Origin of the sequence: Massilia sp. ZL223 (genome assembly GCF_018119395.1) — a bacterium.
GTDB lineage: Bacteria > Pseudomonadota > Gammaproteobacteria > Burkholderiales > Burkholderiaceae_D > Telluria.
In genome coordinates, this window is record NZ_JAGPWD010000017.1 from 59,850 (window position 1) to 86,178 (window position 26,329).

26 protein-coding genes and 1 pseudogene are annotated in these 26,329 nt (G+C 64.3%); 15 read left to right on the forward strand and 12 right to left on the reverse strand.

Features of this window, described 5'->3' with window-relative positions:
* The first annotated feature begins 8 nt into the window (after window positions 1-8).
* Window positions 9-230 carry a hypothetical protein gene (locus tag KBW95_RS12475; RefSeq protein WP_211525192.1) on the forward strand — a complete coding sequence of 74 codons (222 nt, stop codon included), beginning with the start codon at window positions 9-11 and terminating at the stop codon, window positions 228-230.
* A 10-nt stretch (window positions 231-240) separates the two neighbouring features.
* Here KBW95_RS12475 and KBW95_RS12480 read toward each other — a convergent pair whose 3' ends face one another.
* The gene (locus KBW95_RS12480; RefSeq protein ID WP_211525193.1) at window positions 241-870 is read right to left on the reverse strand and encodes an HAD hydrolase-like protein; all 630 of its coding nucleotides are present in this window, start codon (window positions 868-870) and stop codon (window positions 241-243) included.
* 55 nt (window positions 871-925) lie between these two features.
* Window positions 926-1,666 carry an SDR family oxidoreductase gene (locus tag KBW95_RS12485; RefSeq protein ID WP_211528382.1) on the reverse strand — a complete coding sequence of 247 codons (741 nt, stop codon included), beginning with the start codon at window positions 1,664-1,666 and terminating at the stop codon, window positions 926-928.
* A 185-nt stretch (window positions 1,667-1,851) separates the two neighbouring features.
* Here KBW95_RS12485 and KBW95_RS12490 point away from each other — a divergent pair, with 185 nt between their 5' ends.
* Window positions 1,852-3,489, forward strand: a complete 1,638-nt coding sequence (locus tag KBW95_RS12490; protein WP_211525195.1) for an ATP-binding domain-containing protein — start codon at window positions 1,852-1,854, stop codon at window positions 3,487-3,489.
* Window positions 3,490-3,622: 133 nt separating this feature from the next.
* Here KBW95_RS12490 and leuA read toward each other — a convergent pair whose 3' ends face one another.
* The gene (gene leuA, locus KBW95_RS12495; protein ID WP_211525232.1) at window positions 3,623-5,305 is read right to left on the reverse strand and encodes a 2-isopropylmalate synthase; all 1,683 of its coding nucleotides are present in this window, start codon (window positions 5,303-5,305) and stop codon (window positions 3,623-3,625) included.
* 523 nt (window positions 5,306-5,828) lie between these two features.
* Between leuA and KBW95_RS12500 the strand changes: the two genes are divergently transcribed.
* Window positions 5,829-6,929 carry a hypothetical protein gene (locus KBW95_RS12500; protein WP_211528383.1) on the forward strand — a complete coding sequence of 367 codons (1,101 nt, stop codon included), beginning with the start codon at window positions 5,829-5,831 and terminating at the stop codon, window positions 6,927-6,929.
* Window positions 6,930-6,933: 4 nt separating this feature from the next.
* Here the strand turns inward: KBW95_RS12500 and KBW95_RS12505 are convergent, their stop codons facing one another.
* A complete protein-coding gene (locus tag KBW95_RS12505) occupies window positions 6,934-8,004 on the reverse strand; it encodes a DUF5700 domain-containing putative Zn-dependent protease (protein ID WP_211528384.1) in 1,071 nt (356 codons plus the stop codon).
* 148 nt (window positions 8,005-8,152) lie between these two features.
* Between KBW95_RS12505 and KBW95_RS12510 the strand changes: the two genes are divergently transcribed.
* Window positions 8,153-8,488: a hypothetical protein gene (locus KBW95_RS12510; protein WP_211525198.1), complete on the forward strand. Its 336-nt coding sequence runs from the start codon at window positions 8,153-8,155 to the stop codon at window positions 8,486-8,488.
* 73 nt (window positions 8,489-8,561) lie between these two features.
* Here KBW95_RS12510 and KBW95_RS12515 read toward each other — a convergent pair whose 3' ends face one another.
* A complete protein-coding gene (locus KBW95_RS12515; RefSeq protein ID WP_211525199.1) occupies window positions 8,562-8,999 on the reverse strand; it encodes a hypothetical protein in 438 nt (145 codons plus the stop codon).
* Between the two features lie 277 nt (window positions 9,000-9,276).
* Here KBW95_RS12515 and KBW95_RS12520 point away from each other — a divergent pair, with 277 nt between their 5' ends.
* From KBW95_RS12520 to KBW95_RS12530, 3 genes are all read left to right on the forward strand, one after another.
* Complete coding sequence (locus tag KBW95_RS12520; RefSeq protein ID WP_211525200.1) at window positions 9,277-9,528, forward strand: hypothetical protein; 252 nt, start codon at window positions 9,277-9,279, stop codon at window positions 9,526-9,528.
* A gap of 268 nt (window positions 9,529-9,796) precedes the next feature.
* Window positions 9,797-10,063: a translation initiation factor IF-1 gene (gene infA, locus KBW95_RS12525; protein ID WP_211525201.1), complete on the forward strand. Its 267-nt coding sequence runs from the start codon at window positions 9,797-9,799 to the stop codon at window positions 10,061-10,063.
* Window positions 10,064-10,298: 235 nt separating this feature from the next.
* On the forward strand, window positions 10,299-11,480 hold the full coding sequence (locus tag KBW95_RS12530; RefSeq protein ID WP_211525202.1) for a fatty acid desaturase: 1,182 nt from the start codon (window positions 10,299-10,301) through the stop codon (window positions 11,478-11,480).
* Between the two features lie 10 nt (window positions 11,481-11,490).
* Here KBW95_RS12530 and KBW95_RS12535 read toward each other — a convergent pair whose 3' ends face one another.
* Window positions 11,491-12,030 (reverse strand): hypothetical protein, encoded by a 540-nt coding sequence (locus KBW95_RS12535; RefSeq protein ID WP_211525203.1) that lies wholly within the window; start codon window positions 12,028-12,030, stop codon window positions 11,491-11,493.
* A gap of 189 nt (window positions 12,031-12,219) precedes the next feature.
* On the opposite strand from KBW95_RS12535, the gene KBW95_RS12540 reads away from it, so the two are divergent.
* Window positions 12,220-13,506 (forward strand): MFS transporter, encoded by a 1,287-nt coding sequence (locus KBW95_RS12540; RefSeq protein WP_211528385.1) that lies wholly within the window; start codon window positions 12,220-12,222, stop codon window positions 13,504-13,506.
* A 13-nt stretch (window positions 13,507-13,519) separates the two neighbouring features.
* Here KBW95_RS12540 and KBW95_RS12545 read toward each other — a convergent pair.
* The 4 genes and pseudogenes from KBW95_RS12545 to dnaA form a co-directional block, all read right to left on the reverse strand.
* Window positions 13,520-13,776 (reverse strand): annotated as a pseudogene (locus KBW95_RS12545) (IS1595 family transposase); the annotation flags it as partial.
* Window positions 13,777-14,015: 239 nt separating this feature from the next.
* Complete coding sequence (gyrB, locus tag KBW95_RS12550) at window positions 14,016-16,490, reverse strand: DNA topoisomerase (ATP-hydrolyzing) subunit B (RefSeq protein WP_211525205.1); 2,475 nt, start codon at window positions 16,488-16,490, stop codon at window positions 14,016-14,018.
* A gap of 195 nt (window positions 16,491-16,685) precedes the next feature.
* The gene (dnaN, locus tag KBW95_RS12555; protein ID WP_211525206.1) at window positions 16,686-17,792 is read right to left on the reverse strand and encodes a DNA polymerase III subunit beta; all 1,107 of its coding nucleotides are present in this window, start codon (window positions 17,790-17,792) and stop codon (window positions 16,686-16,688) included.
* 97 nt (window positions 17,793-17,889) lie between these two features.
* Window positions 17,890-19,284 (reverse strand): chromosomal replication initiator protein DnaA, encoded by a 1,395-nt coding sequence (dnaA, locus tag KBW95_RS12560; RefSeq protein WP_211525207.1) that lies wholly within the window; start codon window positions 19,282-19,284, stop codon window positions 17,890-17,892.
* A 356-nt stretch (window positions 19,285-19,640) separates the two neighbouring features.
* Between dnaA and rpmH the strand changes: the two genes are divergently transcribed.
* From rpmH to KBW95_RS12595, 7 genes are all read left to right on the forward strand, one after another.
* On the forward strand, window positions 19,641-19,778 hold the full coding sequence (rpmH, locus tag KBW95_RS12565; protein WP_078035393.1) for a 50S ribosomal protein L34: 138 nt from the start codon (window positions 19,641-19,643) through the stop codon (window positions 19,776-19,778).
* A gap of 31 nt (window positions 19,779-19,809) precedes the next feature.
* On the forward strand, window positions 19,810-20,217 hold the full coding sequence (rnpA, locus tag KBW95_RS12570) for a ribonuclease P protein component (RefSeq protein ID WP_211525208.1): 408 nt from the start codon (window positions 19,810-19,812) through the stop codon (window positions 20,215-20,217).
* Window positions 20,214-20,474: a membrane protein insertion efficiency factor YidD gene (yidD, locus tag KBW95_RS12575; RefSeq protein WP_211525209.1), complete on the forward strand. Its 261-nt coding sequence runs from the start codon at window positions 20,214-20,216 to the stop codon at window positions 20,472-20,474. Before rnpA ends, yidD begins: the two co-directional genes overlap by 4 nt.
* A gap of 9 nt (window positions 20,475-20,483) precedes the next feature.
* Window positions 20,484-22,154, forward strand: coding sequence for a membrane protein insertase YidC (gene yidC / locus KBW95_RS12580; RefSeq protein ID WP_211528386.1), 1,671 nt, complete (start codon window positions 20,484-20,486; stop codon window positions 22,152-22,154).
* A gap of 226 nt (window positions 22,155-22,380) precedes the next feature.
* Complete coding sequence (gene mnmE, locus KBW95_RS12585) at window positions 22,381-23,760, forward strand: tRNA uridine-5-carboxymethylaminomethyl(34) synthesis GTPase MnmE (RefSeq protein WP_211525211.1); 1,380 nt, start codon at window positions 22,381-22,383, stop codon at window positions 23,758-23,760.
* Between the two features lie 67 nt (window positions 23,761-23,827).
* Window positions 23,828-24,403 carry a DUF1439 domain-containing protein gene (locus tag KBW95_RS12590; RefSeq protein ID WP_211525212.1) on the forward strand — a complete coding sequence of 192 codons (576 nt, stop codon included), beginning with the start codon at window positions 23,828-23,830 and terminating at the stop codon, window positions 24,401-24,403.
* Between the two features lie 169 nt (window positions 24,404-24,572).
* Window positions 24,573-24,779 (forward strand): hypothetical protein, encoded by a 207-nt coding sequence (locus KBW95_RS12595; RefSeq protein ID WP_211525213.1) that lies wholly within the window; start codon window positions 24,573-24,575, stop codon window positions 24,777-24,779.
* A 10-nt stretch (window positions 24,780-24,789) separates the two neighbouring features.
* Here the strand turns inward: KBW95_RS12595 and KBW95_RS12600 are convergent, their stop codons facing one another.
* Together KBW95_RS12600 and KBW95_RS12605 are read right to left on the reverse strand one after the other, a co-directional pair.
* Entirely contained in the window at window positions 24,790-25,377 is a 588-nt protein-coding gene (locus KBW95_RS12600; protein ID WP_229429717.1) for an Hpt domain-containing protein, read from the reverse strand.
* Complete coding sequence (locus KBW95_RS12605; protein ID WP_229429718.1) at window positions 25,377-26,285, reverse strand: CAP domain-containing protein; 909 nt, start codon at window positions 26,283-26,285, stop codon at window positions 25,377-25,379. The genes KBW95_RS12600 and KBW95_RS12605 overlap by 1 nt, the downstream gene beginning before the upstream one ends.
* Window positions 26,286-26,329: the final 44 nt, after the last annotated feature.

Genomic DNA, 26,329 nt, shown 5'->3' on the forward strand with positions numbered 1-26,329 from the left:
GCAATGCCATGCAAGACGACCAGAAGCTGACCAGCGGGCGGCGCACGTCCGCCCCCGAGCGCATGCGCCGCGGGCCGCGTTCCCTCCTGCCGGCGCCTGCCGGCGAGGCCGGCCACGGCCACGATCCCTGCGCGGGGGAAGACGCGGCGCTGTGCCGCGACACGACCTATGCTGGCCTCGTGACCGCGGTGCGCAGCGCCGTCGAGCGCAACGCGGGCTTCGGCGCCTGAGCCGGGGCGCTCAGGCGCACCGCAGCGACAGCAGGTCGCCCGGTGCGGTGAACTCGTGCTGGGGTTCGCTGCGGCGCAGGGCCTCGATCGGCGCATAGCCCCAGCTCACCGCCCCGAACGCCACGCCGGCCTTGCGCGCGGCGTCGGCATCCGTGGTCTGGTCGCCGACATAGAGCGCCTGGGCCGGCGCCACGCCCGCCACCCGCAGCACCTTGCGGATGCGCGCGGCCTTGCCGAACACCGACATCCCGCATTCGTACTGGCGCACCAGCGCCGCCAGGTCCGGGCCCAGCACCTGGCGCACGTTCTGTTCCGAATTCGAGGACACCACGGCCAGTTCCAGGCCGCTGCGCACCAGCTCGCGCAGCATCTCGCCGACGCCGTCGAACAGCGGAATGCGCGCCGTATTCTCGCGCATGCGCTCGATGAAGGAACGCGAGGCCAGCGGCAGCTTCCAGGCCGGCATGCCCACGTGGCGCATGATGTCGCGCGGCCCGTAATGGCGCAGCCGCTCGGCCTGCTGCGCATCGACGCGCCGGAAGCCGTGCTGGTCGGCGATCTCGTTGAACACGCTCATAAAGAAGGGGAACGAGTCGGCCAGGGTGCCGTCGAAGTCGAAGATCGCCAGGCGAATGGACATGCGTGTGCGCGGGAGTCGGAAATAGCCGAATTATAAAGTCCTCCAGCGCCGGCGCTCAGGCCAGGCCGCCATTGGCGCGCAGCACTTGCCCGTTGACCCAGCCCGAATCCGGCCCGGCCAGGAAGGATACGACCCTGGCGATGTCTTCCGGCTCGCCCAGGCGCTCTAGCGGCGGCATCCTGGCGTAGTACTCGATCTGTTCCGGGGTTTTTCCGTTGAAGAATAATTCGGTGGCGACCGGCCCCGGCGCCACGGCATTCACACGCAGCTGGCGGCCGCGCAGCTCCTTGGCGAAGATCCCGGTGAGGGCTTCGACCGCCGCCTTGCTGGCGGTGTAGGCCGCATAACCCGGCAGCCTGGTGGCCACCACGGTGGTCGAGAAGTTCACGATGCGCCCGCCGTCGTTCATGCGCCGGGCCGCTTCGCGCAAGGTATTGAAGGTCCCTTGTACGTTGACGGCGAAGGTCTGGGCGAACAGCTCGTCGGTGGTCTCGGCCAGCGGCATGGTCTTGAGGATGCCCGCATTGTTGACCAGCACATCGATCTTGCCCAGCTCGCGTTCCGTGGTCTCGAACAGGGCGCGTACCTCGTCCGGCCTGGACACGTCGGCGCGCACCGCCAGCGCCACATGGCCGGCGGCCTGCAGGCCCTCTACCGTCCGTTCGGCCTCCTCTACATTGCCGGCGTAGTTGACGGCCACCTTGTAGCCGTCCTCGGCCAGCCGCCAGGCGATGGCGGCGCCGATGCCGCGCGAGGCCCCGGTGACGATGGCGACTTGTTGTGTCCTGACGTTCATGTTTCCTCCTGGTTTCGTTGAATGGATGGATACATGATGGACTGTTAGCCGAAAAAGATCATTGCCTCTGTATGCGCATCTTCATTCCATATTCCTTAACAATAAGTCCTTGTTCAACTGTGTGTTTCTTCGGGACGCCCAGCCTTACAATAGTGTCAATTCTCTTGAGGAGGCGTTGACCACTTATGGCCTACATCCATCCTGCCGGCTGGCGCGAGATGTCCGTGACCGGCGCCGCAGCGCGCGAGATCGAAACCCTCGCCTACCTCGACCAGCGCCTGTCCGACGCGCCCTATCACGTGTATCACGGGGTGCACTGGACCAATGTCGAGCAGGGCTATTCGGTCTACGGCGACATCGACTTCATCGTGGTGGCGCCGAACGGCCGCATCCTGGTGATCGAGCAGGTGGCGGGCTTCCTGACCGAGACCAAGGACGGCCTGGTCAAGAACTACCTGGGCAAGCCGCGCAAGATCCGCAACCAGATCCTGTCGACCATCGAGGGCCTGACCAAGCGCTACCAGGGCGAGCTGTCGATCGACTACCTGCTCTACTGCCCCGACTACATCGTGCGCGACCAGCAGCTGGCCGGGATCGACCCGCACCACATCATCGACGCCACCAACAAGCCGAAACTGGCGCGGGTGATCCGCGAGGCCCTGCCGCTGACGCCCAAGACCGACGAATTCGACAAGGTGACGCGCTTCCTGGGCGACACCCTGAACCTGCGGCCCGACCCGAGCTCGATGATCGGCCACGCGGTGAGCATGGTGACGCGCCTGTCGGGAGGCCTGGCCACCTGGGCGCGGCGCCTCGAGTTCGAGCCCTTCCGCCTGCGCGTGGTGGGCACGGCCGGCAGCGGCAAGACCCAGCTGGCGCTGGCCGAATTCACGGCCGCGATCGACGCCGGCCTGCGCCCGCTCTACGTCTGCTTCAACCGGCCGCTGGCCGACCACATCGAACGCCTGGTGCCGGCGGGCGGACGGGTCGCCACCTTCCACACCTTGTGCGACGCCTGGCTGCGCGCCCAGGACCTGACGCCCGACTATTCGTCGCCGGAGGTCTGGACCGAGATCGAGAAGTCGCTGGCGGCGGCCGACCTGCCGGAAACCTGGCAGTACGACGTAGTGATCGTGGACGAGGGCCAGGATTTCTCGACCGTGTGGCGCGACATCGTGCTGCGCATGCTGAAGGAAGGCGGGCGCGCGATCTGGCTGGAGGATCCGGACCAAAATCTATATGGCCGCGAGATGGTGCCGCTGCCGGGCTGGGTGACCCTGCACTCCAACACCAACTACCGCAGCCCGCGCCAGATCGTGGACATGCTCACCTCGATCGGCGCGGCGCGCCAGCCGGTGGAGGCGGGCAGTCCGTTCAAGGGGGCGGATATCGAGGAACTGACTTATCCGGAAGGCGATACGGAAGCCATGCTGTCGCAGACGCGGCGCGCGGTGACCCTGTGCCTGGCGGCCGGGTTCGGGCGGCAGGACATCGCGATCTGTTCGTTCCGGGGGAGGGAGAAGTCGACCATCCTCAAGCTGGACAAGCTGAGCGACGCGCACACGCTGCGCTCGTTCACGGGCGGGTATGACTTGTTCGGGAATCCGCTGTTCCGCGAAGGGGGGCTGCTGGCGGAGTCGGTGTACCGCTTCAAGGGGCAGTCGGCGCCGGCGCTGATCTTTACCGAGATCGATTTCGAGGAGCTCGACGAGCTGTCCTTGCGCAAGCTGTTCGTAGGGATGACGCGGGCGAGGCTGAAGCTGGTGCTGGTGATGAGCGAGAGGGCGTCGGTGCAGATACTGGATCGGGTCAGCGTTCATTGAAGTTATTGGCTGCGGAGCGAACTTGGGTCCCGGCCTTCGCCGGGACGACGTTGTTTGCGTTAGCCTCTAACCTCAAGACCGTCGTTGCGGCGAAGGCCGGAACCCAAGTTCCTTAGCAGTACCCGAACGCGATTCAAGCCGCGATCTTCCCCGCTTCCACCCCCGAAGCCGCCACATGCCGGTTCACCGCCGACAGCACCGACTTGAACGACGCCGTCACGATATTGCTGTCGATGCCGACCCCAAACAAGGTCGGCCCATTCCCCACGCGCAGCTCCACATAGCAGGCCGCCTTGGCATCCGCCCCCGAGCCGATCGCGTGCTCGTGGTAGTCCATCAGGCGGATCTCCAGCCCCAGCGCGTTCACGAACGCATCGATGGGCCCGTTGCCGGTTCCCTTGAACGCCTGCGGCGCATGATGGCGCGCCACGTTGACCTCCAGCTGCACATCCTCGCCACTGGCTTCCGTCATGCGGTGCCCGATGTAGTGATACGGCTCGTCCTGCTCCAGGTATTCGCGCGCGAACAGCGCGTGCAGGTCGCTCGCCGCGATCTCGCGGCCGCTCTCGTCGGCCACGCGCTGCACGGCGCGCGAGAACTCGATCTGCAGGCGGCGCGGCAGCTGCAGGCCGTATTCCTGCTCGAGCAGGTAGGCCATGCCGCCCTTGCCCGACTGGCTGTTGACGCGGATGACCGCATCGTAGCTGCGCCCCAGGTCGGCCGGGTCGATCGGCAGGTAGGGCACTTCCCAGATCGCATCCGCCTTTTGCTGCGCGAAGCCCTTCTTGATCGCATCCTGGTGCGAGCCCGAGAACGCGGTGAACACCAGGTCGCCCGCATACGGATGACGCGGGTGCACCGGCAGCTGGTTGCATTCCTCGACCAGCTGGCGCACCGCGTCGATGTCCGAGAAATCCAGGCCCGGATCGACGCCCTGGGTGTAGAGGTTCATCGCCAGCGTGACCAGGTCGACGTTGCCGGTGCGCTCGCCGTTACCGAACAGGCAGCCCTCGACGCGGTCGGCGCCGGCCATCACCGCCAGCTCGGCCGCCGCCACGGCGGTGCCGCGGTCGTTGTGCGGGTGGACGCTGATGACCAGCGACTCACGGCGCTCCAGGTGGCGGCACATCCACTCGATCTGGTCGGCGTACACGTTGGGCGTGGCCGCTTCCACGGTGGAGGGCAGGTTGACGATCATCTTGTTGCCTGGTGTCGGCTGCCACACGGCGCTGACGGCGTCGACGATCTGCTTGGAGAAATCGAGCTCGGTGGTCGAGAAGGACTCCGGCGAATACTCGAGGCCCCACTGGGTTTGCGGATGCCGGGCCACCAGCTCCTTGATCAGCTGCGTGCCCTTGACCGCGATCTGCACGATCTCGTCGCGCTCCATGTTGAAGACCACGCGGCGGAACACCGGCGCCACCGAGTTATACACGTGGACGATGGCGCGCTTGGCGCCGACCGCCGATTCCACGGTGCGGCGGATCAGCTCTTCGCGCGCCTGGGTCAGGACGATGATGGTGACGTCGTCCGGAATCCGGTTTTCCTCGACCAGCATGCGCACGAAATCGAAGTCGGTCTGCGACGCGGACGGGAAACCGACTTCGATTTCCTTCACGCCCACCTTGACCAGCATCTCGAAGAAACGCAGCTTCTTTTCCGGGCTCATCGGCTCAATCAGGGCCTGGTTACCGTCGCGCAGGTCGGTGCTCATCCAGATCGGCGGCTGGGTGATGCGGCGGCTGGGCCACTGGCGGTCGGCCAGGTCGACGGCGGGGAAAGGACGGTATTTGGCGGCGGGGTTCTTCAACATGATCGGTGCTCCTGAATGGTGGTCACAAGGGGGAATGTGTGGCGGAGGCTGCCGGACGGGCCACGAACGCTAGGCCCGGCAACCGATCGGTAGCTTTAGCAGCAGGCGGAACTGCGCGCGCATGCCGACCGCCAGGAGGAGCCCTGGATGACGAAGCGACGGTGCGATACGGAGATTGGGTGACATCGGTACAACTTTCCTGGCTGCTGGGGAGGCCGGCGGTGGCCGGACGGGGCGGCGGTGATTACGCGCGTAGTAGCAGGGCGGCCAGCGATAGTGCGCCGGCAGCAGGTAGGGAAGTCGACAGATGCAGTGGGAAGGACATAATTTCGACTTTATGGGATGCTGGACCGTATGTCAAGCGGATAATAGTCGAGTGTGGCGAAGAAAGTATGGGATTTAAAGAAGTTCCCTGGGAAGGCGGCCACGCTGGCGGGGCGCAGATTATGCGTGTCTCATGGCCGGGGCATAGGCGGGCAGGGGCGCCGCGTGCTAGCATCTTCGGCAACTTCCTCTGGAGATCTCCATGCGTTGCAAACCCGCCACCCTGGCCGCCCGCCTGCGTCTGAACCTGATTGGCGCGGCCGCGCTGATGCTGCTGTGTAGCGCGTGTGGCGACGGCATCCCGAAGGACAGGGGCGACGACGACGACGATCCTCCGCCGCAGTCGACCGCCATGACCGTCTTTGCGGGAGACGCATCGGTGAACGGCACCATGGACGGCACCGGAACGGCCGCGCGCTTCAACAATCCGCGCGGGCTCGCCATCGACGCCGACGGCAACCTCTACGTCGCCGACACGGGCAACGCCACGGTCCGCAAGATCACGCCGGCCGGCGTGGTCACCACGATGGCGGGTGCGGCGGGGATGACCGGGACCGCCAACGGCAGCGCCGCCAATGCGCGCTTCGAGAATCCCGTGGCCGTGGCGGTGAACAAGGACGGTACGGTGTTCGTCGCCGACAACCGGAATATCCGCAGCATCACGACGGGCGGACAAGTGAGCACCTACTCGACGCTGCCGATCGGAACGGGCGTCGCCCCCGGCAGCATCCCGGACGTGGCAGCCGGCGCGCTCGCGCTCGACGCCGACGGCAACCTGTTCATCACCAATGCCTATGGCAGCCGCAGGCTGGCTCCCAACAAGGAATTCGTGATGATGGAGGGCCAGTCGGTGGTGAACGGCCTGTCCGGCACGCGGCAGCTGCTGCCGCGCGGCGTGGCGACCGACGCCAACGGCAACACCTACCTGTACGACCTGGACGGGAGGATCAGCAAGTGGGCGCTGACTTCTTTCAATACGATGACCCTCACGGGGCTGGCGGGCGCGCCGGGCACCAAGGGTGCGGCGAACGGCACCGGCACGGCCGCCCGCTTCGAGCAGGTGGTGGGGCTGACCGTGGACCCGAAAGGGAACGTGTACGCTGCCGACACTACCAACAACCTGGTGCGCAAGATCACGCCGGCCGGCGTCGTCACGACCCTGGCGGGCACGACGCGGGCCAATGTCCTGACCCCCGGCGGACTGCCGGGCAGCCTGGCCGAGGTCCGCGGCATCGTCACCGACGGCAAGGGCAATCTCTACGTCACGTCCGGCAACGCCATCGTCAAGATCGTCCTGCCCTGAGCGTTCACAGCGCGCGCACCGCGCGCACGAACTCGTCGCTGAACTTCGGCAGTTTGGCGTCCTGCTGCGCCAGCTCCTGGTAGCGCAGCAGGAACTGCTTGGGCTCTCCCTTCAGGAGCGCGAACACCGCCGCCTTGCCGTCGTGACGCTCGATGGTGCTGGCCATGATCCAGCCCAGGTCGTAGGCCGGCTCGTCGAAGGTGCCGTAGAACAGCAGCCCGTAAATCGCTTCGTAGCCATGCTCGTCGCGCGGCGGATTGGCCAGCAGCCGCAGGCCGATCGTCTCGACCATGGTCACGATGCCGTCCATGCGTTTGGTGTTGCGCTCGATGCGCGTCTTGCTGCGCGTCGAGTAGCCGTTCGCGGGACGGTCGGCCAGCGGATGGGTGAACAGTTCCGCGGTCCCTTCCTGCAGCAGGTCGTTGAGCAGCCGGCGGGCCCAGACCGGGCCGAGGCTTGACGCCGCCGTGTCCGCCGAGGGGCGCGGCGCCGGGGGCATCACATACGCCTGCACGCCGTGGAACAGCTCGTGCGAAACCAGTTCCGCCAGATCCTGGGTGCTCGCTTCGGCCATGCGCGCCAGGTTCACGTAGACATCGTTCGGGGTCTCGTCCAGGGTGAAGCCGCCCGCATTGCCGCCGAAGATGAAATAGACCCGCAAGCGGCCGGCGAACTGGGCGGGCACATATTGCTTGAGCATGCGCGTGACTTCGTTCGCCAGCGGTGCATAGCCCTCATCGGCCAGGCGATCGCGGATCCGCTCGGCCGCTGCTTTCGTCTTCGGGTTCGCGGACAGTTCGCGCAGGTGGACGATCAGCTCGTCCATGCTCTTGAGCTTCATCTTCTTGACCATCGCCGCGCTGGCCGGATGGGCGCGGATCGCGGCGATCGCCGCATCGCTGAACTGGCCTGCCGCGACCGACTGGCTGACCAGCCGGGCCAATTCGTAGTCGAAGACGAATTCCAGGCCGCCCAGGGTGCGCGCCTGGCTGGCTTGCGCCGGGCTGGCGGCATGTGCGGAGGGCAGGGCGAGAAGGGGAATGCTGAACAGGGCTGCGAGCATGGCGGACTTCATGTGTCTCCTCGAATCGGATCGGTGCGGGCGATTGTAGAGAAAGGCTCATCAATAGTGAATATCTGCATGTCATGATAAGCAGCTCAATACATCGATTCGTGAATGGCCCTTAATGGAGAGATATCGGTCCGATACTGGAACATGGCGCATGAAGAAAAAGATATCGGCGCTATTCATCTCCCTGATTATCGCGCCACCCCTGCCGGCAACCGAGCAAATGCCCGAGGACGTGCAGGATTTTATCGAACAGAGGGACACGTGCGATCGGTTTCGTGGAGAGCTTCCTGATCCGGAAGAGCACGAACGAATGAGAGAGGTAAATCTGCAGCTCAAGAAATTCTGCAGAGGCAGTGACCGGAAGCTGGCTTCACTGAAGAAGAAGTACAGGAGCAGCGCCGCCGTTCAACGACGATTGGCACAATATGAACCGCAGATCGAATCAGAACGCCGGTCGTCTGAGGGAAAGACGCTCATTCAGGAGTAAAGGGCATTGCATTCCAGCCGGGGCCGCATGGGGCGATCATGCGGCCCCGGCGTCTGATGGGGATGCTGAATTATTAAGTCGCCATTACGACAGCTTGGCTGCCATACGTGACAACGCGGCCGCCATGTTCGCGCTGCCAGGTCTGCGCAGACGGCAAGTCTGAAAACCAGATGTGCTCGTAATCGCCGAAGGCGCCCAGGTCCAGTCGGAAGCGGTCCAGCATCTCCGCCGGCTGGCGCTCGATATCGCGCTTGCACGCGTCCCAGCTGTCGTAACCCAGCTCGATCGCGAGGGTGCGGAACATGTGCTTGAGCTGCAGGGTCTCGCGCACATGATAGAGCTCGGTCACGCGCTCGACCGGAACTGCGCGCGCCGCATGCACGCGGCGCACGACGGGCAGGGCTTTGCTGGGCTGCTCCGATCGCGCTGCGCGCAGCATGAGGCGCGCGTAGCGACGCAGGAAGTCGGTGTTGGTCTCGGGAGAGGCCGATGGATGGGATGGCGAGTGCATACCAGATTCCTTTTCACATTGCATACCGTTCTCGCTGCGGCATCCATGATTGGAAGGTATGAACCTAAAACGAACGTAGTGGACAACGTTGGCAGGTGCGCTGGCTTTCGCGAGAGTGGGCGTCCTGCTCAGCCCAGGCGGAATCCTAGCACGGAAAGCGGGCTTGTGGACGCCTTCATATTGTGTGTGGTGTGACTGGACGGCAGTCGTGCGCCGCCGCGCCGCGCGGGGCGTATAGTGAAGGAATCTGACCACCCTGGCCAGACAGGGAGGCATCATGAACGATTCGTCGCCGCAGTCCACCTTCCATGGTTTGCCGCTTTCAGCCGAGCAAGACCGGCAGATCACGTCTTACATCCACCGCCAGCAAAAGGCGAACCAGCCATGGGATACGGCAGAGCTGCAGGCCATGCTTGCCGACATGCTCGACCCGCCCGAAACGGTGCCCGAAGACAGCGCCGAGCTGAACCAGTCCATCGAAGCGGAACAGGCGACCGCCACCCATGAAGAGCCCAGCCAATTGATGTAAGCAATTGTTGGGTTTTGTGCGGCGAGGAGTCATTGCTGCTATACTGGCGGTACTACTCATAGCTCCAGCACGCACCTGACGTGCGCGTTCGAGCAACGACCTGCACGCATCACTTGAAACGACGTCCGCGGCATGCGGACTGTTTTCTCCTCCTCCTGTGCTCCCGGCCAGGCCCTTTCACTTCGCGACCTGCATTGGCTCGCGACGCATTCCGCAATGTCCCTGGAACGTGCCCGCGCACGCTCCCTCAACGCTATTGGAGAGCCGCATGGCAAAAGAAGAACTGATTGAAATGAATGGCCTGGTATCCGAAGTCCTGCCCGAGATGCGCTTCCGCGTCGACCTCGACAATGGACACAAGATGATCGCCTATACCGCAGGCCGCATGAAGAAGAACCACATCCGCATCCTGGCCGGCGACCGCGTGACACTGGAGTTGTCGCCTTACGACCTGAACAAGGGCAGGATCGTGTTCCGCCATATCGAGAACCGTGGCCCGTCCGGCCCGCGCAGCGGTCCCCCGCGCCGTCGTTAAATCTCGCCGCGGGGCCCTCGCGGCCTCCCGAATCGCTTGATCTGGCGTGCGCGCCCGCGCTGAAAAACGCGCATACTGTGCATGGCCGCCGCCAGCGCGGCCGCATCCGCGGTAGCCATCACGCTGGCCTTTCATGCGATCGCCGTCCGGCGCAAGTCCGGATGGCGCAGTACCACGGGACGGCACGCAGTGCCTACGGTGCACGCGCGACGCCGATCCGCACGAGGAGAAGGCGATGACAGAGTTCTTGCGTTTCCTGGACACCGGCATCACGCACGCATCGTGGATCGGCATTGTCGCCTACACGCTGGTGGCGACCCACATCACCATCATCGCCGTCACCGTCTACCTTCACCGCCACCAGGCGCACCGCGCCCTCACCCTTCATCCCATCGCGAGCCACTTCTTCCGCTTCTGGCTGTGGCTCACCACGGGTATGGTCACACGCGAATGGGTCGCCATCCACCGCAAGCACCATGCGTTCTGCGAGCGCGAGGGCGACCCGCACAGTCCGCGCCTGGTGGGCCTGCGCACCGTGCTCCTGCGCGGCACCGAACTCTATCGCACCGCCAGTCGCGACAAGCCTGCGATCGACCGCTATGCGGCCGGCTGTCCCGACGACTGGATCGAGCGCAATCTGTATAGCCGCTGGACCTGGCAGGGCGTGGGCGTGCTGCTGATCCTCGATGTGGCGCTGTTCGGCGTGATCGGCCTGTCGGTCTGGGGAATCCAGATGCTGTGGATTCCGATGCTCGCGGCTGGCGTCATCAACGGGGCCGGGCACGCGATCGGCTACCGCAATTTCGATTGCGCGGAAGCCGCGACCAACATCGTGCCGATCGGCCTCCTGATCGGCGGCGAGGAACTGCACAACAACCACCACACCTTTGCCAGCTCGGCCAAGATGTCGGTGAAATGGTACGAGTTCGACGCGGGCTGGATGTACATCCGGCTCCTGCAGTGTCTCGGCCTGGCGAAGGCCAGGCCGGTGCCGGTGGCGCCGCGCATTCGTTACAAGCATACGGAAGTGGACGACCACACCTTGCGCGCGGTGCTCGCCAATCGCGCACGTGTGATGGCTGCGCTGTCGCAGCGCCTGGCGCCGGTCTGGAACCGCGAATTGCGCAACATGCCACTCCCTGCCGGGATCAGCCGCCGCATGGCGCTGCGCCTGCTTGCGCGCGACCCGGGCTACCTGGACGCGGACGAACAATCCAAGCTCAGCATGCTGCTGGGCGCCAGCGAAAGACTGCGCCACGTCCAGGCCTTGCGTGTGCAGCTGGCGGCATTGTGGCAGCGCTCGCTCGCCACCGAGGATCAATTGCGCGAAGCCCTGTCCGGATGGTGCGCCCGCGCGACCAGGGCGATGTGCCCGCAGCTGCGTTCCTTTGCGCGCGAGCTGCGCGCCTATGCCTGAGCCGGCATTGCTAGTGTCCGATGGCGGCAATCGCCACGCCCTGAGCGACGCTTGTAGTGCTGGTGGTGACGGTGAGCGAGAACAGGGGCTTGGCCTGCGAATCGTCCTTGATCCATTCATAGGCCACGGTGCTGTTGACGCTGCCGTTGGCGGTGGCTGAACTGGCCCGTTTCTTCTCGCTGCGGAAAGGGGCGGGCGCATTGCCGACGACCTTCTCGAACAATTCCTGTGCCGCGGCCGCGGGCACGGTCTTCGCGTACAGCGCGCACAGCTTCTTTTCCGTATTGATGACGAGGATGAACTGCCCATGTGGACTGGGCACCATCCAGGCCTTGCCGCTCGAGCCCTTCAGGAACATCGCCGCCTTGTCGGCCGACAGCTGGGGCGCGGCGCCCAGTTGCTTGCGCAGGCCATCAAAATCGTGCAGGTACTTGATGCAGTGCGAAGCGTAGATATCCATGAACGCCGCTGCCTGCATATCGGGAGCGGCGACCGCGAGTGTGGGAAGCAGGCTTCCGCCGAGCGTGACGGCGGCTTTTCGAAGTCGCATGGGGATGGGCTCCGGCTGGTTGTGGTGAGCCACTATAGCAATATCGTCCACGGATTCCGGGATGCATTCCGGCAATCGAAGCGCCCCTGGGCAGGGTGGGAGCGTGGATCTGTCGTATGAAAGGCACGTGGTCTTTCGAGAGCTCAATATCTTTCGCCCCTGGAGCGCCTCGTTTGGTAGCATCCTGCAATGAACGATATTTCCGCTAATCAAGTAACCCCGCCCCGCATCCGTCGTCGTCAAACCCTGGCCCTTGTGCTGCTGGTGGTCACGGGTGTCATCAATTACCTGGACCGTGCCACGCTGGCCGTCGCCAACGAATACATTCGCGCGGATCTCGACCTCTCGCTCGGCCAGATGGGCCTGCTCCTGTCGGCGTTCTCGTGGAGCTATGCGCTTTGCCAGCTCCCGGTCGGAGCGCTGGTCGACAAGATCGGTCCGCGCTGGCTGCTCGGCATGGGGCTGGTGCTGTGGTCGCTGGCGCAGGCTGCCGGCGGCCTAGTGTCGACCTTCGGCTGGTTCGTGCTCGCGCGTATCGTGCTTGGTATCGGCGAAGCGCCACAGTTCCCGGCCGCGGCGCGGGTGGTCAGCAACTGGTTCCCGCTGCGCGCGCGCGGTACGCCGACGGGTGTCTACAACTCGGCATCGCCACTGGGCGTCGCGCTCGCGCCGATCTGCCTGACGCCCTTGATCATGGCGACCAGCTGGCATTGGGCCTTCTTCGTCACCGGCGCGCTTGGCCTGGTGGCTGCTGTGGTCTGGGTGGCCTTTTATCGCGATCCGGTCCGCGAGCGGTTGTCAGATGCCGAGCGTGCCTACCTCGACGAGGGCCAATCCACCGAGGCTGCGCCGAAGACCAGCTTTGCGTCCTGGCGCGCCTTGTTCCGGCACCGCGCCACCTGGGGCATGCTGCTCGGCTTCTTTGGCTCCGTGTACCTCAACTGGGTGTACCTGACCTGGCTGCCGGGCTACTTGCGGACCGAGCGCCATATGGATCTGGCCCAGGCTGGCTTCGCCGCCTCCATCCCCTTCCTGTGCGGCTTCGCCGGCGCCTTGGTGGCCGGCTGGGCTTCTGATCGTGTCACCCGGCATGCGGAATCGCCGGTGACCGGGCGCCGCAAGGCGGTGGTGGCGTCGATGCTGGGCATGGTGGCGTTCACGATTCCGGCCGCCCTAGTCGAGAGCAACACGGTGGCCGTGGCCTGCATCTCGATCGTCATCTTCCTCGCGAATGCTTCGTCGGCGTGTTCGTGGTCGCTGGCCACGGCGGTGGCGCCTCGCAGCCGCATCGCCTCGCTCGGCGCCATTCAGAACTTCGGCGGTTTCCTTGGCGGCGCGCTGGCGCCGATCCTGACCGGTTATATCGCGCAGAGCTGGTCGTTTGTCCCCGCGTTGCTGACTGGTGCAGGCATCGCCTTCCTTGGTGCGATGTCGTATCAATTCCTGGTAGTCCGGCCCATTCCCGAGCAGAACTGAAAATAAAAGGCGCTGTCACCGTTGAGTGTTGAAGATGCCAATCGCGGCTCGCAGGAGAGTGTCAGGCGAATCCAAGCGATTTCCATCCAGCGCCCAGCGCCATCCGAGATAGTTGGGAAGGTAGCGAGTGGCTACGCCATGGAAGCGGGCGAGCCATTTCCGGCAGCGGCGATGGTAGGCGTTGACGTTCTGGACATGGACTGCCCCGCGCACACGCTCGCCGGCGCGCAGGTTGACGGCCTGGTGAGAGATGCCGGATTCACGCGCAAAATAACGGTCCAGCCCAACCGTCGAACGCAGCACCTGAAGCAGCTGCTCGCGTTGACGCTTGCTTAGGACTGCGACCTGTTCCAACAGCTTCTTGAATGTCGAGTCCTTCATCGCTTCCTCCGCCGAGATATGGATCCTCGTTAGACCTCAGCAGTTAAGGAAGATTCAACACTCAACGGTGACAGCGCCAAATAAAAAGGCCCAGCAGTGCTGGGCCTTTTGCTTGGTAGGGACGACGCTTAAACGTCGATGTTACCTGCCTGAAGTGCATTGGTCTCGATGAAGTTACGACGCGGTTCCACTTCATCACCCATCAGGGTAGTGAAGATCTGGTCCGCCGCAATCGCGTCCTCGATCTGCACCTTCAGCAGGCGACGAACGGTCGGATCCATCGTGGTTTCCCACAGCTGCTCCGGATTCATCTCGCCCAGACCCTTATAACGCTGCTTGGTCACGCCACGTTCCGCTTCTTCACGCAGCCAGATCATCGCCTCGTGGAACTCGCGCACCGCGAACTCCTTCATCTTCTCGCCTTCACCGCGGCGCATGATCGCGCCTTCGCCCATCAGGCCCTGGAAGGTGGCTGCCGCATTGGCCAGCACGGCGTAGTCATTGCTCTGCACGAAGTCCGCATCGATGGCGGTCACCTGCACGTTACCGTGGCGCATACGCTCGATACGCAGCGAATACTTCTCCGACAGCTCGTCCGAACGCACCACGACCTTGACGGCCGGGTCCTTGATCGCCGCTTCCATCGCACGCGCGGAAGCCTCGGCGTTCTCCAGCGAAGTCATGTCCAGGGTCACGCCGCTCATGATCGCGGTCAGCGCCGCGCGGTCGATCACGCGGGTCAGGCGCATCATGATGGCGTTGGCCAGGTTGTACTGGCGCACCAGCTCGCCCAGAGCTTCGCCGTTGATCGGCTCTGCGCCTTCACGCGGGATCAGCGACGCGCTGTTCAGCGCCACCGTCATCATGTAGCTCGCCTCTTCGACGTCGTCCTTCAGGTAGCGCTCGTCGCGGCCGGCCTTGACCTTGTACAGCGGCGGCTGCGCGATATACACGTGGCCACGCTCGACCAGCTGCGGCATCTGGCGGTAGAACAGGGTCAGCAGCAGGGTACGGATGTGGGCGCCGTCGACGTCCGCGTCGGTCATGATGATGATGCGGTGGTAGCGCAGCTTGTCGACGTTGAATTCGTCCGGGCCGATCGAGGTGCCGAGGGTCGCGATCAGGGTGGTGATCTGTTCCGACGACAGCATCTTCTCGAAGCGCGCCTTCTCCACGTTCAGCACCTTGCCGCGCAGCGGCAGGATGGCCTGGAACTTACGGTCGCGGCCCTGCTTGGCCGAGCCGCCTGCGGAGTCACCCTCGACGATGTACAGTTCGGCCAGCGCCGGGTCGCGTTCCTGGCAGTCGGCCAGCTTCGAGGACAGGCCCAGGCCATCCATCACGCCCTTGCGGCGGGTCAGGTCGCGCGCCTTGCGCGCCGCTTCGCGCGCACGGGCTGCTTCCACAATCTTGCCGCAGATGATCTTGGCGTCGTTCGGCTTCTCCATCAGGAAGTCGGTCAGCGTCTTCGCCACGATCTCTTCGACCGGGCCGCGCACTTCCGACGACACCAGCTTGTCCTTGGTCTGCGACGAGAACTTCGGCTCAGGCACCTTCACCGACAGCACGCAGGTCAGGCCTTCGCGCATGTCGTCGCCCGAGATCTCGACCTTGGCCTTCTTGGCGAAGTCGTTCTCGTCGATGTACTTGTTGATCACGCGCGTCATCGCCGCGCGCAGACCGGTCAGGTGGGTTCCGCCGTCGCGCTGCGGGATGTTGTTGGTGAAGCACAGCACCTGTTCGTTGTAGGCGTCGTTCCATTGCATCGACACGTCCACCGAGATGTTGGTGCCTTGGTCGGACAGGCGGTCGCCGGTCGCCTGGAACACGGTCGGGTGCAGGACGGTCTTGGCCTTGTTGATGTATTCCACGAAGCCGCGGGTGCCGCCTTCGAAGGCGAACACTTCTTCCTTGCCGGTGCGCTGGTCGCTCAGCTTGATGTTGACGCCGTTGTTCAGGAAGGACAGTTCGCGGATGCGCTTCGACAGGATCTCGTAGTGGAACTCGACGGTCGTGAAGATTTCCTCGTCGGCCCAGAAATGCACTTCGGTGCCGCGCTTGTCGGTCTCGCCGATGACCTTCATCGGGGAGACTTCGACGCCGTCGACGACTTCGATCAGGCGGTTCAGCGGGACGCCGCGCTCGAATTCCAGCTGGTGCACCTTGCCGTTCTGGCGCACGGTCACGCGCAGCAGTTTCGACAGTGCGTTCACGCAGGACACACCCACGCCGTGCAGGCCGCCCGACACTTTATAGGCGTTCTGGTTGAACTTGCCGCCGGCGTGCAGCTCGGTCAGCGCGATCTCGGTCGCCGAGCGCTTCGGCTCGTGCTTGTCGTCCATCTTGATGCCGGTCGGGATGCCGCGGCCGTTGTCGGTGATGGAGATCGAGTTGTCGGAGTGGATGGTGACGTGGATCTCGGAGCAGAAGCCGGCCAGCGCCTCGTCGATCGAGTTGTCCAGCACTTCGAACACCAGGTGGTGCAGGCCGGTACCGTCCGAGGTGTCGCCAATGTACATGCCCGGACGCTTGCGGACCGCTTCCAGGCCTTCCAGGATCTGAATCGAGGAGGCGCCGTATTCATCGCCCTTCGGGGCGGACATTTGAGCTTGGGTATTCTCGGACATGGACTGCTTTCTATAAAACGGGTGATTCAAGCTGCAGTCTTTTTGAGAGCTACAGCTTGAACCGTCATCCCGGCGCAGGCCGGGATCCAAGTTGCGTGCGCATCAGCAAACTTGGGTTCCGGCCTGCGCCGGAACGACGAGGTAACAATGTGTCTCGGCCGACGGTATTACTTAAATGCGCATCGGCATGACGACATACTTGAAGTCGCCATTGTCGGGAATCGAAATCAGCGCCGACGAGTTCGAGTCGCCCAGGGCGATGTTCACCTGGTCGCACTTCAGGTTGTTCAGCACGTCGAGCAGGTAGGTGACGTTGAAGCCGATGTCGATCGCGTCGCCGCCATAATCGATCTCGAGTTCTTCCACCGCCTCTTCCTGGTCGGCATTGGTCGAGCTGATCTTCATGCTGCCCGGGGTGATGATGCAGCGCACACCCTTGAACTTGTCGCTGGTCATGATCGCGGCGCGCTGCAGCGAACGCAGCAGCTCGTCGCGGCTGATCGTGAAGTCGTTCTTGTAGCCCTTCGGGATCACGCGGGTGTAGTCAGGGAACTTGCCCTCGACCAGCTTCGAGACCAGCTCGATGTCGGCGAAGGTCAGCTTGACCTGCGAAGCCGCGATATCCAGGCGGACTTCCTCATCGCTTTCTTCCAGCAGGCGCTGCAGTTCGATGATGGTCTTGCGCGGGATGATCACTTCCTGGCGCTCGAAGGACTGCTCCGACGCCACCTGGCAGAAGGCCAGGCGGTGGCCGTCGGTCGCCACGGCGATGATGTTGTTGCCGTCCAGTACCAGCAGCAGGCCGTTCAGGTAGTAACGGATGTCCTGCTGGGCCATCGAGAAGTGCACCATGTTGAACAGATGCTTCAGGGTCTTCTGCGGCAGGGTCACCGAGGCGTTGTAGCTGTCGGCCACCGAAACGGTCGGGAATTCCTCGGCCGCCAGGGTCTGCAGGGCGAAGCGTGACTTGCCGCTCTGGACGGCCAGGCGCTTGTTCTGCAGGGTCATGGTCACGTCGCCCGACTCCGGCAGCGCGCGCAGGATGTCCAGCAGCTTGCGCGCGGCTACAGTCGTGCCCGTCACCTCGTCGCCCGAACCGATGTTGGCCAGCGTGGTGATCTGGACTTCGGTGTCGGTCGACAGGAAGGACACGCTTTCACCGTTCTTGCGAATGAGGATATTGGCCAGAATCGGCATAGTGTGCCGACGCTCGACAATACCACTCACGATCTGCAGTGGCCGGAGAAGCGTGTCTCGGGTGGATTTGACCAATTGCATAGTTATCCTCGATCTGAGTTGTTTTCGTGATTTATTGCTATTGCACTATTTTGCCAATTGCCCGGACTAAACACAAACCCGGGCCAAGGGAGGCGGTTTACCCTTTGAGGGTCTGTTCCAGCACGTGCAGCTCGTGGTTGCACTCGGCGTTCTTCTGGCGGTCCTGGGCGATCTTGCGCACCGCATGCAGCACGGTGGTGTGGTCGCGGCCGCCGAACAGCTCGCCGATCTCCGGCAGGCTCTTCTGCGTCAGTTCCTTGGCCAGGTACATGGCGATCTGGCGCGGGCGGGCGATGTTCGCCGGGCGGCGCTTCGAATACATGTCCGCGACCTTGATGTTGAAGAAGTCCGCGACCGTCTTCTGGATGTTTTCCACCGAGATCTGGCGGTTCTGCACCGAGAGCAGGTCCTTCAGGGCTTCCTTCACCACGTCGATCGTGATGTCCTTGCCGTGGAAGCGCGAGTAAGCCAGGATCTTGCGCAGCGCGCCTTCCAGCTCGCGCACGTTGGAGCGCAGGTGCTTGGCCACGAAGAAGGCCACGTCGTCGTTCAGCGTAACGCCTTCCGATTGCGCCTTCTTGAGCAGGATCGCCACGCGCATCTCGAGCTCCGGCGGCTCGATCGCCACCGTCAGGCCCGAGTCGAAGCGCGAGATCAGGCGGTCGTCCATGCCCGTGATTTCCTTCGGATAGGTATCCGAAGTGATGATGATCTGCTTCTTGGCCGCGATCAGCGCTTCGAACGCATAGAAGAACTCTTCCTGCGTACGGCTCTTGCCGCCGAAGAATTGAATATCGTCGATCAGCAGCATGTCGAGCGAGTGGTAATAGTGCTTGAAGTCGTCGAAGCCCTTGCGCTGGTAGGCGGTGACGACGTCGCGCACGTACTGCTCGGCGTGGATGTAGCGGATGCGCGCCCCCGGCTGGTCGGCCATGACCTGGTTGCCGATCGCATGGATCAGGTGGGTCTTACCCAGGCCCACGCCGCCATAGAAGAACAGCGGGTTGTACGAGATGCCCGGGTTATTGGCGACCTGGATCGCGGCGGCGCGCGCCAGCTGGTTCGCCTTACCGGTCACGAAGCTGTCAAACGTCAGCTCGGTGTTGATCCGGCTTTGCTCGCGCTTGGGCGAGTTGGCGATGTTCAGGTTCTGGGTCTGGTTATCCGGAACCGGGGCAGGGCGCGGGGCATCCAGGCCCTGGGCGCCGGCGCCGGACGAAGTGGAAACCACCGGCTTCTTGGCCGGGTTGTTCTTCGGGTCGAGCACGAACTGCACCTCCACCGGCGCTTCCCAGTACTGGGCGGCGAGCTCGGTGATGCGCGTGGCGAACTGCGTCTTCACCCAGTCGAGCTTGAAGCGGTTGGGCGCGGCGATGCGCAGCTTGCCGTCTTCGTAGTCGAGGGCGACCAGCGGTTTGATCCACGCACTGTATTGCTGGGGCGTCAATTCGAGCTCCAGCTGCGCGGAACAGGTCTGCCAAAAGTTTTCCATACTTCGCTAATTGATACGTAACACGCTATTTTACCTGTCTCTTCGGTAGTTATCCACAGGTTGTCGCTACTATTTTCAACTGGATGAGCACTTGGTGGAGCACCTTTGGCAGAGTTGGGGACTGGTCCGCGAAACAACAGCCGCCTTGACAGCTGGGCCGGAACTAGGGTCTAATTCAGGGTTCCCCGTCCGGTCACCTTATCAAGCTGTCACTAACAGCGGATGCAGTCCGGGCGAAGAGTATCTGCTGTGGCGTGACGCTGGCTTAACATCTGCGAACTGTCATTGGCGCCGAATCCTGACGACGAGACGTCAGACCCGATTTTGCAATTTCTTTTGCTTTAAGCGAGACCACCATGAAACGTACTTACCAACCTTCCGTCGTTCGTCGCAAGCGCACGCACGGCTTCCGCGCACGTATGGCTACCCGTGGTGGCCGTCAGGTTCTGAACGCCCGCCGCGCCAAGGGCCGCAAGCGCCTGGCAGTCGTCTAAGCCGGCAAGCCGCAGAGCGACGCGGTTGGCCATGACAGGCGAAGGTTCGCACGACTTCGCGCGCGCTCGGCGCATCGTTAAAACGGATGAATTTTCATCCGTTTTTCGTTTGCGGCCGGCACAAAAATCCGCGCATTTCGTGCTCTATACCCGTCCCAGCACGCTGCCGCATGCGCGGCTGGGCGTCGTCGCGGCCAAGCGTTTCGCCCCGCGCGCGGTCACGCGCAACACGATCAAGCGCGTCACCCGCGAACTGTTCCGCACCAGCGAGCTCCAGGCCGTCGATTGCATCGTGCGCCTGTCGCGCCCGGTCAACAGCAAGGACGGCCCGGCCACCACGCGCGCCCTCAAGGCCGAGCTGCGCGCCGAGCTGGCGCGCCTGTTCGCCTCGCAGCGTCCGCGCCGCGCTTCCGGCAATCCTTCGGCCCCATCATCATGAAGACGCTGCTTGTCTGGTTGCTCCGCGGCTACCAGCTGCTGCTGTCCCCGATGCTCGGGCAGAAATGCCGTTTCTTCCCGTCCTGCTCGACTTACGCGATCGAAGCGCTGCGCATCCATGGCGCCGCGCGCGGTTCGCTGCTGGCCGCGCGCCGCGTGTGCCGCTGCCATCCGTGGAATGCGGGTGGCGTCGACCTGGTGCCGCCCGCGCGCACCAAGGATTCCTCACCAGCCTCTCCAGGCTGTCATCATTCCTGACTAGACCCAATGGATATCAATAAACGTACCGTCCTGTGGATCGTGTTCGCCATCTCCCTGATTGTTCTCTGGAACAACTGGATGGTGGCCAACGGTAAACAGTCGCTGTTCTCGCCGGCGCCGCCGGCCAAGGTCGCCCAGCAACAGCCGGCCAAGCCGTCCGACGTGCCGACCGCCGCCCAGCCGGGCAGCACCGCCGTCCCGGCGACCCCGGGTGCGCCGGCCGCCGTACCGGCCGCTCCTGCCGCCCCGGTCAGCCAGATCGTCACCATCACCACCGACGTGGTGAAGGTCAACATCGACAGCGCCGGCGGCGTCATCAAGCGCCTCGAACTGCTGCAGTACCCTGACCACTTCGACAAGACCAAGAACCAGGTCCTGTTCGACGTGGGCGGCAACAACGTCTACCTGGGCCAGACCGGCCTGATCGGCACCAGCGCCGCCGGTGTCCTGCCGAACCACAACACCGTGTACACCGTCCGTCCGGGCGTGCGCACCTTGAATGGCGGCAACCAGATCCAGCTCGTGATGGATGCGGAGCAGGGTGGCGTGCGCCTGACCAAGACCTTCACCTTCCGCAAGGGCGACTACGTGATCGGCATCCGCCACGACGTGACCAACGTCGGCGCAGCGCCGGTCCAGCCTTCGCTCTACCTGCAGCTCCAGCATGACGGCAACAAGCCGGCCAACGATTCGTGGTTCATGTCGAGCTATACCGGCCCGACCCTGTACACCGAAGCCGACAAGTACCAGAAGCTGACCTTCGAAGAGATCGAGAAGAACAAGGCCGAGCATTCGACCAAGGCCGACAACGGCTGGGTGGCGATCTCGCAGCACTTCTTCGTCTCGGCCTTCATCCCGGCCGACAAGGTGCAGCGCGACATCTACACCAAGAAGATCGCGGCCAACCTGTATGCGATCGGCACCGTGCAGCCGCTGGGCACCGTGGCCCCGGGCGCGACCGTGTCGACCGACACCCGCCTGTACTCGGGTCCGCAGGATGAAAAGACCCTGGAAAAGATCGCACCGGGCCTGGAGCTGGTGAAGGACTACGGCATGCTGACCGTGATCGCCAAGCCGATCTTCTGGGTGATGGACCAGCTGCACTCGCTGCTGGGCAACTGGGGCTGGACCATCGTCGCCCTGACCATCCTGATCAAGCTGCTGTTCTTCCCGCTGTCGGCCGCCGGCTACCGCAGCATGGCGAAGATGCGCGTGGTGACGCCGAAGATGCAGGCGATCCGCGAGCGCTACAAGAACGACCCGATGAAGATGCAGCAGGCCACCATGGAGCTGTACAAGGCCGAGAAGATCAACCCGCTGGGCGGCTGCCTGCCGATCCTGGTGCAGATGCCGGTGTTCTTCGCCCTGTACTGGGTGCTGCAGGCTTCGGTCGAGATGCGCGGCGCGCCGTGGGTGGGCTGGATCACCGACCTGACCCAGCCGGACCCGTACTTCATCCTGCCGATCCTGTACGCGGTGTCGATGTACATCACCACCAAGCTCAACCCGCAGCCGACCGATCCGGTGCAGGCGAAGATGATGCTGTTCATGCCGCTGGCATTCTCGGTCATCTTCTTCTTCTTCCCGTCGGGGCTGGTGCTGTACTGGGTGGTCAACAACATCCTGTCGATCGCGCAGCAGTGGGTGATTACCAAGAAGTTCGAGACGGCGAAATAATTCTTCGGCGGCTTCGTGAAAAACCCGCGCCTGGCGCGGGTTTTTTTATTGCGTTGCCGGTCTGCGAGCAAACTTGGATCCCCGCCTTCGCGGGGATGACGGTTTTAAGGCTAGCGGAATGATGCAGATGCCGGTAGTCCGCTGCCCATCACCGTCGTTCCCGCGCAGGCGGGAACCCAAGTTTGCCAGCACACCCCCACCCCCCCGAATCCCTTACAATCCCCCCATGAAACTCGACACCTCCCCCATCGCCGCCATCGCCACCGCCCCCGGCCGCGGCGGCATCGGCGTCGTGCGCGCCTCCGGCAAGTCGCTGGCCCCGCTGATCGACGCCCTGTTCCCCGGCACCAAACTGGCCCCGCGCCACGCCACCTACATCCCCTTCAAGGCCACGGACGGCAGCGTGATCGACCAGGGCATCGCCCTCTATTTCAAGGGCCCGCATTCCTACACCGGCGAAGACGTGCTCGAGCTGCAGGGCCACGGCGGCCCCATCGTCCTGCAGATGCTCCTGCAGCGCGTGCTGGAAGCCGGCGCCGAACATGGCCTGCGCCTGGCGGAACCGGGCGAATTCACCCGCCGCGCCTTCCTGAACGACAAGCTCGACTTGGCCCAGGCCGAAGCCGTGGCCGACCTGATCGACGCCTCCACCGAAGCCGCCGCCAAGTCGGCCTCGCAGTCGCTGTCGGGCGCCTTCTCGCAGGTGGTGCACAAGCTGGTCGACCAGACCATCAACCTGCGCATGCTGGTCGAAGCCACCCTCGACTTCCCGGAAGAGGAAATCGACTTCCTCGAGAAATCGAACGCGCGCGGCCAGCTGGCCGGCATCATCGAATCGCTGGAAAACGTGTTCCGCCAGGCGGCGCAGGGCGCGCTGCTGCGCGAAGGCCTGAACGTGGTGCTGGTGGGCCAGCCGAACGTCGGCAAGTCCTCGCTGCTGAACGCCCTGGCCGGCGCCGACGTGGCCATCGTCACCCCGATCGCCGGCACCACGCGCGACAAGGTGAGCGAGACCATCCAGATCGAAGGCATCCCGCTCAACATCATCGACACCGCCGGCATCCGCGCAGTGGATGAAGGCGTGGACGTGGTGGAAGCCATCGGCATCGAACGCACCTGGGGCGAAGTCGGCAAGGCCGACGTGATCCTGCACCTGCTCGACGCCAGCCTGGGACCGAGCAAGGCCGACGAGGACATCGTGGCCGCCTTCCCGCAGGGCGTGCCGGTGGTGCGCATCTGGAACAAGATCGACCTGTCGGGCCACAAACCGTCGAAAGAGGACGGCTCGGACGCCACCCACCTGTACCTGTCGGCGCACGAAAAGATCGGCATCGAGCTGCTGCGCGCCGAGCTGCTGCGCATCGCCGGCTGGCAGCAGACCGGCGAATCGCTCTACCTGGCGCGCGAACGCCACCTGATCGCCCTGCGCGCCGCCCGCGAGCACCTGGAATTCGCGCGCCAGCATGCGATGCAGGACGACCAGTCGCTCGACCTGTTCGCCGAGGAGCTGCGCCTGGCCCAGGACCAGCTGTCCAGCATTACCGGGCAATTCACGCCGGACGATCTGCTGGGCGTGATCTTCAGCCGCTTCTGTATTGGTAAATAAGCGTGGTAAATAAGCGGCAATGAGCGGAGGCTCGTGCTAGGCTAGCCATCCAAGGAGAGTCGTCACGATGCAGCCGCTTATCACCCAACCCCGCCGAACCATTTTCCGCCTCGCCGGCGTGCTGGCCCTGTCCGGCATGCTGGCTTCCTGCGCCAACCTGGCCGGCCCGCGCGAGGTCGAGCTGCCCCTGCACAAGCTGCAGGCCGGCCTGGAGCGCCGTTTTCCGCTCGACAGCCGCATGCTCGACATGCTCAACGTGCGCTTCTCGCGGCCATTGTTGTCGGTCGAGCCGGAAACCGACCGCGTGGGGCTGGCCCTCGACGCCTCGGTCAGCCCACCTTTCATGAGCCAGTCCTGGAACGGCAGCCTTGCCTTCTCGGGCCGCCTGTACGTCGATCCCGGCCGCCTGGCCGTGATGATGGCCGAGCCGCGCGTCGACCGCCTCGATTTCGGCGCAGGCAGCGGCCTGGCCGAGCGCCAGATGGCCAAGGTCGCCAACGGCATGATGGGCATCCTGGCGCGCGATATCCCGGTCTATTCCTTCAACACGGACGACCTGCGCTACGCCGGCATACAGTTCACCCCGACCCGCATCCGCACCACGCGGCGCGGCCTGCTCGTCACCCTGGAGCCGGTGCGTTAGGGGAATTGTTGCGGTGATGCTTCAAATCAAGCCTGTCGATAAGTACAGGATTGCGCGGGCAGGGCATTGGGCGCACACTGTGTCGGGCTGATTGAGCTTTCTCATGCACACGGTATTCCACTGAAGTAATCTTTTTTAAACTTCAGGCAGCCGTGTTAGGGGGTGGATCTTGGAAACGACACACGAGAGTTTTCCGGACAACGGGCTGCCCGCCGAGCCGCCCATTGCGGCCGTGGTGAGCCCTTTGCCTTCCCGCCAGAGCCTTCCGGCCAAGGGATCGTGCTGGTATTGCGAGAAGCCGCTCGACAGCGTACGCCGTTTCTGCGGCAAGACCTGCGCCGATTCCTTCGACGAGGAAGCGGAATACACACGCTGAGCGGACCGCCTCAGCTCCCCCTGTTTTTTTCCAGTACCGCGAGCGCGCGCTCGAAATCGAAGCTGCCGACGGCGGCGTCGAGCTGGCGCATGCGCTCGGGGCCGAGCGCGGCGAGGAAGGCGGCGTGGCGCGCTTCCAGCAGGGCGGGGGCGGTGCCGTCCCCGACGTCGAGCATGGCGCGCAGGCAGGCCAGTTCGCCCCTGCTGGCCGCCGCACCGCTGCCCGTGTCCTCGGGCGCCGACAGCAGCAGGTCCAGCTGGACCAGCACACGCGCCAGTTCCGTTTCCAGCGTGTCGATCAGACGGGGATCCGCATTGCCTTGTGCGCGGAGGGCGAGTTCGGTATCGAGTGCCAGCTGGCGCAATGCACGCGCCTCGATCATGGCCGCGGCGCCCTTGAGCGTGTGGACGACGCGCTGCGCCAGCACCGGTTCGCCATCCCCGATCGCCTGGCGCAGGCGGGCCACCGTGTCGCGGTAGTCGGCACGGAAGCGTCCGAGCACCCGCAGGTGCATGGCACGGTCGCCCATCATCCGGTCGAGGCCAGCCGCCAGGTCGATCGCCTGGTGGCAGGCCGGAGGAGGGGCGCTTGGCGGCATCAGCGCGTGGTGAAGGACCAGTCGCGCGTCACCGGCGTGCCGTTGACCGTGCCGGAGAAGCTCACGTCATAGGTCGTGGCGGCGCGCAGCGGCTGCAGGGGGATGATGGCCGCCGCGGTCTTGTTGCCGCTCGGGTCGACGCGCTGGGTGCTCAGGTTGGCGCCGCCGCGCGGACGCACGGTGAAGCTGGTCACCGCCACCGTCGCATCGAGGTTGGCGTGCACGCTGATCGGGTAGCCCACTTCGTTCTGGTTCGGGACCGGATCCGGTTCTTCGGTGTTGCTGAAGAAGTTAGGCGTCACCTGGGTCTGGCCGTTGAAGGGCCAGGTCGCCAGGGTGTTGCGCGCGATGCCAGTGCCCCAGCCGTTGCGCGCGGCGAGGTTCGCGGTGAAGTAGTGGTAGCCGCTCGCGGAAGTGGCCGCGCCCGTGCCGATTTCCTTGAACATCGGCTCGAACATCACGAAGCGGTGGTAGATCGCGGTGACCAGTTCTTCGGCCATGTAGAAGCCCGAGTTGTTGGTGGTGCCCGAGATGATCTCGCCGTAGGCATAGCCGTTGGACAGGGTATAGCCGGCCGCGTTCAGGCGGTCGCCCAGGTTGGCGCCGGTGAAGCCCTGGCGGCCCGGCACCTGCTCATGGCTCATGATGTTGTTGATGCGCTGGTATTCCGAGTGGCCGAGCGCCGCATTGTTGATCAGGGCGTTCTCGGTCACGACGGGCACGCCGGCCTGGGCGCGGCGGTAGTTGATCCATGCGCGGCCGTCCACGGCGATATTGCCGGTCTGGGTAGGCGCATTGACGCCCGTTGGCGTGGTCGGGTTATCCGCTGGCGGCGTGGAGCCAACCGGCGCGGAAGGGGCGGATGCAACGCTGTCGCTGCCTCCACCGCCGCACGCGGCCAGGGCCATCGCGGTTCCGAGTGCCACAACAAACGACTGCCAACGAGGCATAT

Excerpts from the sequence above, each read along its gene's own strand:
- KBW95_RS12475 (WP_211525192.1), top strand. The coding sequence starts at position 9 with ATGCAAGACGACCAGAAGCTGACCAGCGGGCGGCGCACGTCCGCCCCC.
- KBW95_RS12480 (WP_211525193.1), bottom strand. The coding sequence starts at position 870 with ATGTCCATTCGCCTGGCGATCTTCGACTTCGACGGCACCCTGGCCGAC.
- KBW95_RS12485 (WP_211528382.1), bottom strand. The coding sequence starts at position 1,666 with ATGAACGTCAGGACACAACAAGTCGCCATCGTCACCGGGGCCTCGCGC.
- KBW95_RS12490 (WP_211525195.1), top strand. The coding sequence starts at position 1,852 with ATGGCCTACATCCATCCTGCCGGCTGGCGCGAGATGTCCGTGACCGGC.
- KBW95_RS12500 (WP_211528383.1), top strand. The coding sequence starts at position 5,829 with ATGCGTTGCAAACCCGCCACCCTGGCCGCCCGCCTGCGTCTGAACCTG.
- KBW95_RS12505 (WP_211528384.1), bottom strand. The coding sequence starts at position 8,004 with ATGAAGTCCGCCATGCTCGCAGCCCTGTTCAGCATTCCCCTTCTCGCC.
- KBW95_RS12510 (WP_211525198.1), top strand. The coding sequence starts at position 8,153 with ATGAAGAAAAAGATATCGGCGCTATTCATCTCCCTGATTATCGCGCCA.
- KBW95_RS12515 (WP_211525199.1), bottom strand. The coding sequence starts at position 8,999 with ATGCACTCGCCATCCCATCCATCGGCCTCTCCCGAGACCAACACCGAC.
- KBW95_RS12520 (WP_211525200.1), top strand. The coding sequence starts at position 9,277 with ATGAACGATTCGTCGCCGCAGTCCACCTTCCATGGTTTGCCGCTTTCA.
- infA (WP_211525201.1), top strand. The coding sequence starts at position 9,797 with ATGGCAAAAGAAGAACTGATTGAAATGAATGGCCTGGTATCCGAAGTC.
- KBW95_RS12530 (WP_211525202.1), top strand. The coding sequence starts at position 10,299 with ATGACAGAGTTCTTGCGTTTCCTGGACACCGGCATCACGCACGCATCG.
- KBW95_RS12535 (WP_211525203.1), bottom strand. The coding sequence starts at position 12,030 with ATGCGACTTCGAAAAGCCGCCGTCACGCTCGGCGGAAGCCTGCTTCCC.
- KBW95_RS12540 (WP_211528385.1), top strand. The coding sequence starts at position 12,220 with ATGAACGATATTTCCGCTAATCAAGTAACCCCGCCCCGCATCCGTCGT.
- gyrB (WP_211525205.1), bottom strand. The coding sequence starts at position 16,490 with ATGTCCGCCCCGAAGGGCGATGAATACGGCGCCTCCTCGATTCAGATC.
- dnaN (WP_211525206.1), bottom strand. The coding sequence starts at position 17,792 with ATGCAATTGGTCAAATCCACCCGAGACACGCTTCTCCGGCCACTGCAG.
- dnaA (WP_211525207.1), bottom strand. The coding sequence starts at position 19,284 with ATGGAAAACTTTTGGCAGACCTGTTCCGCGCAGCTGGAGCTCGAATTG.
- rpmH (WP_078035393.1), top strand. The coding sequence starts at position 19,641 with ATGAAACGTACTTACCAACCTTCCGTCGTTCGTCGCAAGCGCACGCAC.
- rnpA (WP_211525208.1), top strand. The coding sequence starts at position 19,810 with ATGACAGGCGAAGGTTCGCACGACTTCGCGCGCGCTCGGCGCATCGTT.
- yidD (WP_211525209.1), top strand. The coding sequence starts at position 20,214 with ATGAAGACGCTGCTTGTCTGGTTGCTCCGCGGCTACCAGCTGCTGCTG.
- yidC (WP_211528386.1), top strand. The coding sequence starts at position 20,484 with ATGGATATCAATAAACGTACCGTCCTGTGGATCGTGTTCGCCATCTCC.
- mnmE (WP_211525211.1), top strand. The coding sequence starts at position 22,381 with ATGAAACTCGACACCTCCCCCATCGCCGCCATCGCCACCGCCCCCGGC.
- KBW95_RS12590 (WP_211525212.1), top strand. The coding sequence starts at position 23,828 with ATGCAGCCGCTTATCACCCAACCCCGCCGAACCATTTTCCGCCTCGCC.
- KBW95_RS12600 (WP_229429717.1), bottom strand. The coding sequence starts at position 25,377 with ATGCCGCCAAGCGCCCCTCCTCCGGCCTGCCACCAGGCGATCGACCTG.
- KBW95_RS12605 (WP_229429718.1), bottom strand. The coding sequence starts at position 26,285 with ATGGCCCTGGCCGCGTGCGGCGGTGGAGGCAGCGACAGCGTTGCATCC.